We start from the raw sequence: 11738 nt of genomic DNA on the forward strand, positions 1-11738 counted from the left end.
GGGTCATCCCTCCGATTTTAGTTTTCCTAGAATACGCGCGTGAATGCCGCGCAACGGCGCTCCGGCGCCGGCCTGCGATGGTGATTGAGCGGTTCGCGCCGCCGTCAGCGCCGCGGAATAGGCCGCATGCCACGCCGGCAGTTCCTCCTGCAACAGGCCTTCTGCAGCGTGTCCCAATGCATCGACGTGTCGTGCAACGGCAGCAACCGTCCGCGTGCTCACCTCAATCGTGGCTTTCGTGGCCGCGAGACTGACAGTCCTCGTCTCGATCGCCTCGGCTTGCGAGGCGTAATGCGCCTGCCGCTCGTGATCGGACAGTTGGAGCCCGCTGACGTAATGAACGAGGAAACGCCCCGCCAGAATATGGGCCGCCAGATTGCGGTCGAGCGTCGCATATCCTTTGCCGACCGCGCGCAACCCTTTCGCGATGGTGACAATCTCGGGCGCAAGCGTATCGAGCTCTTTCGCCAAGGCCTGCACTTCAGGGTAAAGCTGCGAAAACAGGCCGGCAGGATCGCGCGGCGCCGCCAGCGCTTTGATCGCCCTCAGAACGCCGCCGCGAACGGCAAAGACGCGGTCAGGGTCGAGATCGCCGAGACGCTGGAGCAGCTCGGCACTCAGGCGCTTTCCACGCGCCAACACTTCGCTGTCGACAAGGGCGAGTTCGCTTTCGGCAAGCCTGCCATGCTCTGCCTGGAGGCTGGCGCCAAAGCGCACGACGTCGTCGAAATGATGGTCGTCGAGATTGGTCCCGTCAACGATGCGCAGCGCCGTCGACGCAAGCGATGCCGCAGCATTGGTGTCGATCTCCAGAAGCGCCGCCACGCTGCAGGGAATGCGCCGGCGAACTTCGCCGGCCGCAAGAACGCGCGGTGTGTCGCCTTTGGGTGTCGGGGCTTGCGGCGAACCAAACAGGATTCTCGGTTCAGCAGGCGGCCGGGAAGGAGCGGCAATCTCAGGCGATGCGCTTTCCGGAAAAAGCACCTTTGGCAACCGGCCCGGCTCCTTTTCCGGTGGTCCATCTGCCTTGCCGCTTGTCAAGTGAGGCTCCCGTTCAGCCGAAATAGGCTTGAATGACGTCGCCAAGTCCGGCATTCGATCCCGCGCCGACGGCATGGAATCGCCAGGATCCATCCGGCTGCTTCAGAAAGGAAGCCACCTGTATCGTCGTCTTGCCGGCAAACTCGGCCGTAAGCTGGTAGCGGCAGAGCTCGTCGTCCATCGCATCGCAAACTTCGATATAAGCGTTCTTGACCTTGCCGAAGTCTTGTCTCTTGCGTTCCGCATCATGGATCGTCGCCCAGACGGCAAGCTCCGAGACCTCCGCCGGCAGCTTCGCCAGCACGATCTTGAACTCCTCGCGGAACCCCTCGTCATGATGACCGCCGCCATGGCCGTCTTCGTCACCGTCATCGTCCGGCTCTGACCTTTTTATCAGGCCGCCACGTCCGGTCCGGTCGTCACGTTCGTGCCACATCGAGCCGTCATCCGTCTGGAAGGAGCCGTCGGCGTTCTTGATGAGCGAGCCTTCCGGATTGCCGGAACTGCGCACGAAAGCATAACACAGCGCATGCGAGCCTTCATTGTAGAGCCGCGCACGGTTGGCATCGCCGCCCGGATGGACCAGCGCAAAACAATGCACGTCGAGATCGAAGGCCGGGCCTGAACCTTCGGGCGGATCCCAGACAAGTCCCGAATGGACGAGCTGGATTTCCTTCTGGATCTGAAATGACTGACCCTTGTTGAGCTTGAAGGTTGCCATGCGCTGTGGTTCTCCTGAAATCTCAGATCGGGCGATCGGTCACGATTTGTCGCGCTTGCTCGAGCTTGACGCGGGCGGCAGCATAACGCTCCTTGTTTCGCTCGCCTTCGGCGACCACCTTGTCGGCGATATCGCGCAGCCGCTGGGCGGTGCTAAGCACCAGATCGGCATCGGCAAGCCGGGTCTCGCCGGCGGCTTTGACTGCATTGACCGAAACATCCTCGAGCACCTGCGATCCATATTGCTGAAGCGATGCGCGCAGTTCGCGCCGCATGGCGTTCATCTGCTGGATCGACTGCATCTGGAAGAGCGCGTGCAGCCGAATGAGGATCGACTTGATGTCATTGAATTCCGCATTGGCCGAGGTGACCGTATCCGCAAGGGTCGCGAGCGCAGCACCACGTGCAATCCCGATCGAGTCGAGATCAGCCGGAGCCTTGGCATAGGCGGTTTCAAGAACGAGGACCCGGTTCTGGAAGATGTCGAGCTTCTGCGAGAAATCGCGGGCTTCCTGCACCTTGAGCGGATCGCCGGAGGCCGCCTCTTTGGTCAACCGGTCAAGTTCGCGGCCGGCATCGGCGACGATACGGCGGCCGGCCTCGACGAAGACGCCGAGAGACACGATCGTATCGCGATACCCCTGCGCCAGCGTACTCATGCGCGACACCTCGAGGATGAGCTTGCCACTCTCCTCCTCGATCTGCACCTCCATCGGCCTGACGAGATCGCCGAGGGACTTGGCCTTGCTTTGCAGCATGCCGCGAACCTCGTCCGTCACCGTCTTCAGGCGTTTGGCCGGATCACCAAGACCGACAGCCATCAGCAGGCGCTCGAGGAAATTGCCCTTCAGCTTCTCCCGGATGCTTGCCTCGAGCCCTTTGAGATCGGCATCATTGACGCCATCCCGGATCGTCCGGAATAATTCGAACAGCACCGGCGACTGCGCATTGGTGATCTGCGAAAGGATGGCATCGAGCTTGGCGCCAAAACCGCCGATAGCCTCCTGGCCGAAGGTGATCAGACCATGCGGCTCTACGGTTGCCAGCCTGAACCGCTCTGCGAGATCGCTGACCTCGCCGGCCTTTTCAGGCGGAAGAACGACCGTCACGACGGCGGGCAGATTGCCGGTTGAAAGCGTAGGCATCAGACCCGGGCACGTCTCGCGGGTCGTGGTGTTCGGCGTGCTTGGCTCCGACATGCCGTCAATCCTTTTTGTTCGGCTAACCTTACGGTTCGGCTTCAAGCCGCCCGGAAAGTTACGAACCTAAGTTGTAAAAATCGGCAGGAATGTAGCCGAAGGGTTCGTGTCGGGCAACATATCATCGAGGAATAACAGTCGATTGACATCAGGTGAGGCTCCCGATCGCTCCTGGACCGGCGCCCCCGCGCCTAAGCCTTCTGCGGCGTCTCCGGCACCGGCGTCAGCGCCGCACCCTTCTCGAACCAGGCGATGAGATTGTCGGCGACGAGATCGGCCATCGCATTGCGTGTCGGCACGGATGCGGAGGCGACGTGCGGCAGCAGCACGGCATTGGTCGGTTCCAGCAGGTCGGCAGGCACGGTCGGCTCTTCATAGAAGACGTCGAGGCCGGCTGCCCCGAGCGCGCCGGAGGCAAGGGCGGCACTCAGCGCCTCTTCGTCCACCGTCCAGCCGCGGCCGACATTGACGAGAATGCCGTCAGGGCCGAGTGCTGCCAGAATATCCGCATCGATCGTCTTGTGCGTCTGCGGCGTCTTCGGAACGATGGCGATCAGCGTATCCACCGCTTCCGCCAGCCCCTTCAACGTCGGGTGATAATCGTAGGACACATCGGCATGGCGCGAACGTGTGTGATAACTGATCTTCACCTTGAACGGCTCCAGCCGCTTTGCGATTTCGAGCCCGATGCGGCCAAGGCCATAAAGCCCGACATGGCGGCCCTTGAGCGAGAATCGCGATAGCGGATAGGCCGTGCCCGGCTTCCAGTTGCCGGCACGCAGCCAGGCTTCGGCCCGCGGCAGCTCGCGCACCGTGTTCAGCAGCAGGCCGATCGCCGTATCGGCGACCTCATCGTTCAGCACATCAGGCGTATTGGTGACGACGATGCCTTTTTCGGCGGCGTGTTTCACATCGACGCCGTCATAGCCGACACCGAAATTGGCGATCACTTCGACATGCGGCAGCTGCTCCATCCAGGCGCCCGGGAAGGAACCGGAAACGGCGACGCCGCGGATGTGGCCGGCGGTCTCGCTGTCAAGCGCAAGCTTCTCCTCGCGTGCGACGGCAATAATCTCAAAACGATCCTTCAGCCTTTCGAGAACACGCTCGTGTATCTTCCCGGGAACGAGAATGGCGATGCGGGACATGGCTTTTCCTCTTGGATGGCGGTCGTGGTTCAGGCGCGGGGCCGATGGGGACTGGTGGACTGGCGAATACGCATTTCCGGCTTGATCAGATGCATGCCATCAGGCTCATGGCTGCCGGCGAGGCGATCGAGCAGCGCCCGGGCGGCCAGGCGCCCGACCTCGGCCTGACCGTTCCAGACGGTCGTTAGCGCAGGCGTAGCGATCGAGGCCTCCTCGAGATCGTCATAACCGGTGACGGAAATATCGCGCCCCGGCACCAGACCGGCGCGCGCAATGCCGTTCATCAGGCCGATCGCCACGAGATCGTTCCAGCAGACGGCTGCGGTCGGCTTCTGCGGTAGCGAAAGGAAATGCACCGCGGCCTCGAAACCGCCCTGTTTCGAGCGCGGTCCGGGAATGCGCAGGTTCGGATCGACCTCGATGCCGGCCTTACGCAGCGAGTTGACATAACCCTGGTAGCGATCGCGGCCGGTGGATGTCTGGTCCGTACCGCCGATCATGGCGATCGAGCGATGACCGAGGCCGATCAGGTGGTTGGTGGCAAGCGAAATGCCGTAGCTGTCGTCGCCGCGATAGGTCGGCAGGTCCTGCCCTTCCATCGAGCGGGCGACCAGGATCGCCGGCATGCCGTTGTCTTCTGCCAGCTGCACGTCCTCAGGCGGCGTACCGATCGCCGGCGACATGATGACGCCGTCGCCGCCGAGCTGCAGCAGTGTCTCGATGAAGGTGCGCTGCTTTTCGACATTGTCGTAGTGGTTGGAAAGGATGAAGGTGTGGCGGCTGCGGTCGAGCTCGCTTTCGATCGCCTTCAGGATCTCCCCATAGAAGGGGTTCATGATGTCGTGCACGACGACGCCGATGATGCCGGAGCGCGAGGTGCGAAGGCTGGCGGCGCGGCGATTGTAAATATAACCGAGCGCGCGCGCCTGTTCCTTGATCTTCTCCCGCGTATTGCCGGCGACGAGCGGACTGTCGCGTAAGGCAAGCGATACGGTCGCCGTTGAAATGCCGAGCGTTTCGGCGATCGTCGAAAGCTTGATCTTCTGGACCACGTGTCCTCCTCCAGGCAGCACGCAAGCAGCAAGACCCCGCCAGCAAACCGGCGCGGCCCTTAAAATGTTTAATTAAAAGATTTAATCGGTGGAAGCAATTCGTCTTTCGGGGAAATTTCAGTCTTCGTCCGGTTCTTCGATATGAATGGCTTCGGCCTGCAGATTGGCATCGATCGCCTTCAGCAAGCGGACGAGATTGCGAATTTCCTTCTCGGAGAACTCCTGCGTCGCCAGGCTGTCGCAGGCCGAGGCCGCCATCTCGATCCCCTGAACGCTGCCGCGGCCGAGTTCGGTGAGATAGACCTTGGTGAGGCGCGCATCTTCCGCATCGGGCTTGCGCTCGAGGAAGCCCTGCGCCTCCATGCGGCCGATCGTGCGTGTCATTGTCGGCGCCTTGACGCCGAGCTTCTGGGCAAGGCCGCCGGCCGTCATGCCGTCGCTCTCGGCAAGCGAGAGAATGACGCCATCCTGGCCGGCATAGAGGCCGCTTTCGAGCAGGTTGCGCGAGAGCACTGTCCGCATGGAACGTGCCGCCTGGGTCAGAGCCGGGGAGAGATCGACGAGCGTATACTCGGTCTGGTCCTTCTTCTTGGACTTGTTCTTTTTGCCGTCCTTGTGCTTCTTTCCCATAGCCATCCCTTTGATCTTTAAGCCCCGGCGCCGCTGCGATATGACATTGCTCAGGATCTCGTCATAAACAAGAGGCAACGACCGGATGATGACACCTTCGCCGCGCTTCGAGGACGGCAACCCGGCCTTTGCACCTGACGGGCGCCGCTTGATCGCCGTGCTGCCGCTCGGCGCCCATGAACAGCACGGCCCTCACCTGCCCTTCGAAACCGACACTCTGATTGCCGAAGGCATAGCCGGGCGATTGAAGATAGCCTTGCCCGCCGGCCTACCGGTCACCTTCCTGCCCGCCGAATCCATCGGCTATTCCATAGAGCATATGGATGTTGAAGGAACGAAGACGCTTGCCTTCGACGAAGCGGTAAACCGCTGGCTCGGCATCGCCGAGGGATTGGCAAAGCAGGGCATCCGCAAATTCGTGATGCTGAACGCCCATGGCGGCAATTCGCCCGTCATATCGATCGTCGCGACCGAGGCGCGAGTCCGCTTTGCCATGCTGGCGGTGGCAACGAGCTGGACCCGTTTCGGCGTGCCGGATGGCGTGGTCACGCCGGAGGAAAAGGCGATCGGCATCCATGGCGGCGATATCGAGACCTCGGTGATGCTGGCGCTTCATCCCGATAAGGTAGATATGGCGAAGGCGGCGGACTTTTCCTCGCGACAAACGGAATTCGCCGAGCGCTTCAAACATCTGCGCGCCTACGGACCACACACCTTCGGCTGGAAGATGTCGGATCTCAATACGGAAGGCGTGGCGGGCAACGCCGCGGCTGCGACGGTGCAAAAGGGCGAGGCGCTAATTGCGCATGCGGTCAAGGGACTGGTGGAACTGCTGGAGGATGTCGATGCATTTGACATCACTCAGCTGCGGTAAATATGGGTCGTCTGCGCCGCGCAAACGATGTGATCTTATAACATTATAAAACCCTTTGAACTGCCACGCTCAAGCCATTATATGAGACCAACCGTTCAAGCAGCCGATCCCAAGCCGCTCGTCCGCACGCCTAATCCTAGAGGTTCTCATGACCGACGCGATCTCCACCCTGAAGCCCATTCCCGTTACCGTGCTCACCGGTTATCTCGGCGCCGGCAAGACGACGCTGCTCAACCGCATTCTCTCCGAAAATCACGGCAAGAAATATGCGGTCATCGTCAATGAATTCGGCGAAATCGGCATCGACAACGACCTGATCGTCGAGTCGGACGAGGAAATCTACGAGATGAACAATGGCTGCGTCTGTTGCACGGTGCGCGGCGACCTGATCCGCGTCGTCGAAGGCCTGATGCGCCGTCCCGGCCGCTTCGACGGCATCATCGTCGAAACGACGGGCCTTGCCGATCCAGTGCCGGTCGCCCAGACCTTCTTCATGGATGATGACGTGCGCGCCAAGACCGAGCTCGACGCCGTCGTCGCCCTCGTCGATGCCAAGCACCTGCCGCTGCGCCTGAAGGACAGCCGCGAGGCCGAGGACCAGATCGCCTTCGCCGATGTCGTCATCATCAACAAGAGCGACCTCGTGACCCCGGAAGAACTTGATGTGATCGAGGATATCGTCCGCGCCATCAACCCGGCCGCCCGCGTCTACAAGACCAGCCGCTCGGGCGTCGATCTCGCTCGCGTGCTCGATCAGGGCGCCTTCAACCTGGAGCGCGCGCTCGAAAACGATCCGCATTTCCTTGAGCAAGGCCATGACGACCATGTCTGCGGCCCCGATTGCGATCACGACCACCACCATCATGACCATGATCATCAGCATGGTGACCACGGCCACGACCATCATCACCATGGCGCCCATCAACATGGCGCGATGTCGGCGATCCACGATGTAACGGTGCAGTCGGTGTCGCTGCGCGGCGGCGAGATGAACCCGGAGCGCTTCTTCCCCTGGATCCAGAAGATCACCCAGACCCAGGGGCCGAATATTCTGCGTCTCAAGGGCATCATCGCCTTCAAGGACGATCCCGAGCGGTATGTCGTTCAGGGCGTGCACATGATCATCGAGGGCGACCACCAGCGACCGTGGAAAGAAGGCGAAAAGCACGAGAGCCGTCTCGTCTTCATCGGCCGCGAACTTGACCGCGAGAAGCTCGAAGCCTCCTTCAAGGCCTGCGAGGCAGCCGCCTGATGCCGACAGTTGCACCGCTTGATCTCGACGGCCACGTTCTGGCCGTCGAATTTTTAGGTGATGTTCCCTTCTTCGCAAGCGCAAACGGTACATTCCACCGGCTGGACGGCGGCGACAGGGTTTCCGAAGCCCACCAGGGCATGCTCACCGCGATCCGTGATCCCTACAGCGAGAGCCTGATCTCGGGCGGCGAGGACGGCAAGGTGCTGCGCATTGCCGCCGACGGCAGCGTCAGCGAAATCGCGACCGCGCCGCGCAAGTGGATTTCGCAGGTCGCAGCCGGCCCGCAGGGTGCCGTTGCCTATTCCTACGGCAAGAGTTCGCTCGTGCGCCTTGCCGACGGCACGACCAAGGAATTCCCCGAGGAGCGCACGGTCGAGGGCCTTGCCTTTGCACCGAAAGGCCTGCGCATCGCGGCGGCGCGCTACAACGGCGTGTCGCTGCACTGGATCGGCATGAACGCCAAGCCGGTCGATCTGGAATGGAAGGGTGCGCATACCGGCGTCACCTTCTCGCCCGATGGTAATTTCCTCGTCACCTCGATGCAGGAAAACGCACTGCACGGCTGGAAGCTCGACATCAAGCCCGGTACCGAAGCCCGCCACATGCGCATGACCGGCTACCCCGCCAAGGTGAAATCGCTCTCCTGGTCGGTCAAGGGCAAGTGGCTCGCGTCTTCAGGCGCGCCTGCGGCAATCGTTTGGCCCTTCCAGGGCAAGGACGGGCCGATGGGCAAGGCGCCGATGGAGCTCGGCACCCGCGCCAATATCATGGCGACCGCGGTGAAGTTCCATCCGCTCGAAGACATCCTCGCCATCGGCTTCATCGACGGTATGATCCTGGCCGTGCGCATCACCGACAGCAAGGAAGCGCTGCTGCGCCGACCCGGCAAGGGCGCGATCACGGCGATGAGCTGGAGCAAAAACGGCAAGCTGCTCGCCTTCGGCTCGGAAGCCGGCGATTGCGGCGTCGTCGACATTTCGGCTTGAGGCCCGTTGTCGGCAATGGACGGTGCCCTGATGGAACCCGAAATCATGGCGCTCACCGCCGATCACATGCAGGCGGCGGCCGGAATCAGACATGTCACCCTGTGGGAACGGCTGCCCTGGCTGCCTGATGTGCATACGCCCGAGGAAGAGGAGCAGTACTGGCGCATGCATCTGCTGCCGAATTGCTCGATCCTCGGCGCTGCCATGGGCAACCGGCTCGTCGGTGTCATCGCCTATGGCGACAACTGGATAGAGCAGCTTTACGTTCTCCCCGGGTTCCAGGGCATGGGCATCGGCTCCTCCCTCCTTGGCTGCGCTAAGGAGGAGATGAACGAGATCAAGCTCTGGACGTTTCAGCGTAATGCGGGCGCTCGCGCTTTCTACGAACGGCACGGTTTTATCGCCGAGGAGGAGACCGATGGCGCCGATAACGAAGAACGCGAGCCTGATGTACTCTATCATTGGCGCCGGCTTCCGGAGCTGACTGCTCGCCTGCAGCCATCCGGCTAGAATATGCTATCGGACCCAAGGCCATAGGATATCGGGGCTTGCCAAACGCCTTGCCCGGGCGAAACATGAAGCACGGTAGGAAGCGCTTTGCGCGCCACCTTGGCTGACAGAGGAAACGAGAATGTCGAAATCGACCGGCCTCGGTTTGACCGAACAACAGCCGCAGGCTTTGGGCGACGCATCCGTCTGGACCGTGATCCGCGCCGAGGCCGTTGAACTCGCCGTACGCGAGCCGATATTGCAGCAGCTGCTTGCCGCTCAGGTAACGGACACCGCTGGCAACGATGAGATCATCGCCCGCGTGCTGGCCGCGCGGCTCTCCGTGGCGCAGGTGGAAACAGGTGATCTCTTCGATCTCATCCTGTCCACACTTGATGGCGATATCATGCGGAAGGTCGAGGCCGATCTCATCGCCGTGCGCGAGCGCGATCCGGCCTGCACGACATTTCTGCACGCGCTTCTCAATCTCAAGGGCTTTCATGCGCTGCAGACGCATCGTATCGCCCATGCGCTCTGGGTCTCCGGCCGTCCGGAGATCGCCAGTTGGCTCGCCAATCTCGTTTCGCTGGTCTTCGGCCCGGATATCCATCCGGCGGCGCGGATAGGCGCGTCCATCATGCTCGACCACGGTTCGGGCATCGTCATCGGCGAAACGGCTGTCATCGAGGATGAAGTGTCCATCCTGCAGAACGTCACGCTCGGCGGCACCGGCAAGGAGACCGGCGACCGCCACCCGAAGATCCGACACGGCGTGATGATCGGCGCGGGCGCCAAGATCCTCGGCAATATCGAAATCGGCGCCTTCAGCAAAGTCGCCGCCGGCAGCGTCGTGCTCAAGTCGGTTCCCACGCATTGCACAGTCGCCGGCGTGCCGGCGACGCTCGTGCGCGTCCACCGCGTCGACGAAATCCCGGCCGAGACGATGGATCAGAATATCTAGAGCAATTCCAGCAAAAGTGCGCAGCGGAATTGCGCAAAGGCAATGAGATAGAGCCGCTCCGAGATAGGAACATTCGCCCGGTTCCTACGCGGCCTGCTGATTTTCTCCGAAGACTTCGACCCGGTTGCGGCCTTCGCGCTTCGAGCGATAGAGCGCCTCGTCCGCCTTCTGCATCAGCCGCTCAAAATCTCCGCCGCTTTGCGAGCGCGCGGCAACGCCGATGCTCAGCGTCGGAAAGACGGCCAGATCCGGCCGCTGCAGGACGGCGGTGGCGAAGGCGAGACGGATGCGCTCGGCAATCGCCACCGCATCTTGCCCGGAAACATTTTTCAGCACCGCTAGGAACTCATCCCCACCTTGACGGGCAAGCAGGTCGTCGGAGCCCATGATGCTTCTCGAAACACTGGCGAAAAGCCGCAGGATGTCGTCGCCGGCGGCATGGCCATGCCTGTCGTTCAGCTGCTTGAAATGGTCGATGTCGATGATCAGCAGCGATACCGGCTGAGAACCGAGCGCCGGCAGATGCTGGGCAAGGCCACCGCGATTGAGGGCGCCGGTCAGCGGATCGTGGTGAGCGAGTTCCGTCAGCTGATTTCGGCTGCGCTCGGCGGCCATCAGCACCATCGCCATGCTGCGCAGCATGATGAACGCGACCGCCGATACCGCCATCCAGCTATGAATTGCACTGCCGCCGAAAGAATCCGGCCCACCGATCTCACCGGTCGCCGCGAGAATGCTGCGAACCGCAAAGATCGCCGCAGTGCAAATATAGAGGCCGACAAGCAAGGCTGCCGAATAAAGCCTCTCGCGCCGGGCAATGATGATTGCCTCCCTTGCGACGGCAAGATCGCACAGGCAGCAGATGACGGAGACGTAGAGGAGCCTCGCCGAGACTGCCGAGGGATCGCTGACGATAAGCGCGATAGGAACGCTGACGAGCAAGATGGCAAGCCAGAAAGTGCGTTGGTCGAGCGCTCGTCCCGAAAACACCCGCACGGCAAAGAACATCAGCATGTAGCCGGCGATGGTGACGATATTGCCGCCGTCGATCGAGACGGAGGTTGGAACGAGATTGCGCAACGCGACGAGGAAGGATCCGACGCCGACAAGAAGGTTGCTCAAACCCCACCAGAGCGGCCACCTCTCGAAGCGGCCGGTCGCATAGGCTGCAAGCTGGAGAATGCCCAGCACGAAACAGCTCACGGCAACAATGAAATAGATTGTCCTGAGATCCAGCAGCATGGCGCTTTCCCGAAATTCTCGCGGAACTTACAGCAAGCGTTTTGCGGTTTGATTGGGCGCTTCGCTAAGAATTTAACGATCGCGGGGTTTTCCTGCGGCATAATGCAACAATTCAAGCGTTTCCAGCGTCCCTTGCGCGTC

12 protein-coding genes are annotated in these 11738 nt (G+C 61.6%); 5 read left to right on the forward strand and 7 right to left on the reverse strand.

All coding sequences use genetic code 11. The features are described from left to right. Positions 1–3 precede the first annotated feature (3 nt). The 6 genes from RLCC275e_RS18675 to RLCC275e_RS18700 all read right to left on the reverse strand — a co-directional run bounded on the left by RLCC275e_RS18675 (position 4) and on the right by RLCC275e_RS18700 (position 5790). Complete coding sequence (locus RLCC275e_RS18675) at positions 4–1041, reverse strand: hypothetical protein (protein WP_033179639.1); 1038 nt, start codon at positions 1039–1041, stop codon at positions 4–6. Between the two features lie 13 nt (positions 1042–1054). After that, positions 1055–1762, reverse strand: coding sequence for a TerD family protein (locus tag RLCC275e_RS18680; RefSeq protein WP_003552860.1), 708 nt, complete (start codon positions 1760–1762; stop codon positions 1055–1057). A 22-nt stretch (positions 1763–1784) separates the two neighbouring features. Then, positions 1785–2960 (reverse strand): Toxic anion resistance protein (TelA), encoded by a 1176-nt coding sequence (locus RLCC275e_RS18685; protein ID WP_033179638.1) that lies wholly within the window; start codon positions 2958–2960, stop codon positions 1785–1787. Positions 2961–3151: 191 nt separating this feature from the next. Then, positions 3152–4108 (reverse strand): 2-hydroxyacid dehydrogenase, encoded by a 957-nt coding sequence (locus RLCC275e_RS18690; RefSeq protein ID WP_033179637.1) that lies wholly within the window; start codon positions 4106–4108, stop codon positions 3152–3154. Positions 4109–4137: 29 nt separating this feature from the next. Then, entirely contained in the window at positions 4138–5160 is a 1023-nt protein-coding gene (locus tag RLCC275e_RS18695) for a LacI family DNA-binding transcriptional regulator (protein WP_003542973.1), read from the reverse strand. A 117-nt stretch (positions 5161–5277) separates the two neighbouring features. Beyond that, on the reverse strand, positions 5278–5790 hold the full coding sequence (locus RLCC275e_RS18700) for a MarR family winged helix-turn-helix transcriptional regulator (protein WP_011653550.1): 513 nt from the start codon (positions 5788–5790) through the stop codon (positions 5278–5280). 85 nt (positions 5791–5875) lie between these two features. On the opposite strand from RLCC275e_RS18700, the gene RLCC275e_RS18705 reads away from it, so the two are divergent. The 5 genes from RLCC275e_RS18705 (at position 5876) to cysE (ending at position 10355) form a co-directional block, all read left to right on the forward strand. After that, positions 5876–6664, forward strand: a complete 789-nt coding sequence (locus RLCC275e_RS18705; protein ID WP_033179636.1) for a creatininase family protein — start codon at positions 5876–5878, stop codon at positions 6662–6664. A 148-nt stretch (positions 6665–6812) separates the two neighbouring features. Further along, complete coding sequence (locus RLCC275e_RS18710; RefSeq protein WP_033179635.1) at positions 6813–7916, forward strand: CobW family GTP-binding protein; 1104 nt, start codon at positions 6813–6815, stop codon at positions 7914–7916. Next, a complete protein-coding gene (locus RLCC275e_RS18715; RefSeq protein WP_033179634.1) occupies positions 7916–8905 on the forward strand; it encodes a WD40 repeat domain-containing protein in 990 nt (329 codons plus the stop codon). Before RLCC275e_RS18710 ends, RLCC275e_RS18715 begins: the two co-directional genes overlap by 1 nt. 15 nt (positions 8906–8920) lie before the next feature. After that, entirely contained in the window at positions 8921–9415 is a 495-nt protein-coding gene (locus RLCC275e_RS18720; protein ID WP_033179633.1) for a GNAT family N-acetyltransferase, read from the forward strand. Between the two features lie 121 nt (positions 9416–9536). Then, on the forward strand, positions 9537–10355 hold the full coding sequence (cysE, locus tag RLCC275e_RS18725; RefSeq protein ID WP_033179632.1) for a serine O-acetyltransferase: 819 nt from the start codon (positions 9537–9539) through the stop codon (positions 10353–10355). A gap of 84 nt (positions 10356–10439) precedes the next feature. Here cysE and RLCC275e_RS18730 read toward each other — a convergent pair whose 3' ends face one another. Beyond that, the gene (locus tag RLCC275e_RS18730; protein ID WP_033179631.1) at positions 10440–11597 is read right to left on the reverse strand and encodes a GGDEF domain-containing protein; all 1158 of its coding nucleotides are present in this window, start codon (positions 11595–11597) and stop codon (positions 10440–10442) included. Between the last annotated feature and the right edge of the window lie 141 nt (positions 11598–11738).

Origin of the sequence: Rhizobium brockwellii, from assembly GCF_000769405.2 — a bacterium.
Lineage (GTDB): Bacteria > Pseudomonadota > Alphaproteobacteria > Rhizobiales > Rhizobiaceae > Rhizobium > Rhizobium brockwellii.

What these genes read in the sequence shown, in the direction of transcription:
- RLCC275e_RS18680 (WP_003552860.1), bottom strand. Translation starts at nt 1,762, where the DNA reads ATGGCAACCTTCAAGCTCAACAAGGGTCAGTCATTTCAGATCCAGAAG.
- RLCC275e_RS18685 (WP_033179638.1), bottom strand. Translation starts at nt 2,960, where the DNA reads ATGTCGGAGCCAAGCACGCCGAACACCACGACCCGCGAGACGTGCCCG.
- RLCC275e_RS18690 (WP_033179637.1), bottom strand. Translation starts at nt 4,108, where the DNA reads ATGTCCCGCATCGCCATTCTCGTTCCCGGGAAGATACACGAGCGTGTT.
- RLCC275e_RS18700 (WP_011653550.1), bottom strand. Translation starts at nt 5,790, where the DNA reads ATGGGAAAGAAGCACAAGGACGGCAAAAAGAACAAGTCCAAGAAGAAG.
- RLCC275e_RS18705 (WP_033179636.1), top strand. Translation starts at nt 5,876, where the DNA reads ATGATGACACCTTCGCCGCGCTTCGAGGACGGCAACCCGGCCTTTGCA.
- RLCC275e_RS18710 (WP_033179635.1), top strand. Translation starts at nt 6,813, where the DNA reads ATGACCGACGCGATCTCCACCCTGAAGCCCATTCCCGTTACCGTGCTC.
- RLCC275e_RS18715 (WP_033179634.1), top strand. Translation starts at nt 7,916, where the DNA reads ATGCCGACAGTTGCACCGCTTGATCTCGACGGCCACGTTCTGGCCGTC.
- RLCC275e_RS18720 (WP_033179633.1), top strand. Translation starts at nt 8,921, where the DNA reads ATGGACGGTGCCCTGATGGAACCCGAAATCATGGCGCTCACCGCCGAT.
- cysE (WP_033179632.1), top strand. Translation starts at nt 9,537, where the DNA reads ATGTCGAAATCGACCGGCCTCGGTTTGACCGAACAACAGCCGCAGGCT.
- RLCC275e_RS18730 (WP_033179631.1), bottom strand. Translation starts at nt 11,597, where the DNA reads ATGCTGCTGGATCTCAGGACAATCTATTTCATTGTTGCCGTGAGCTGT.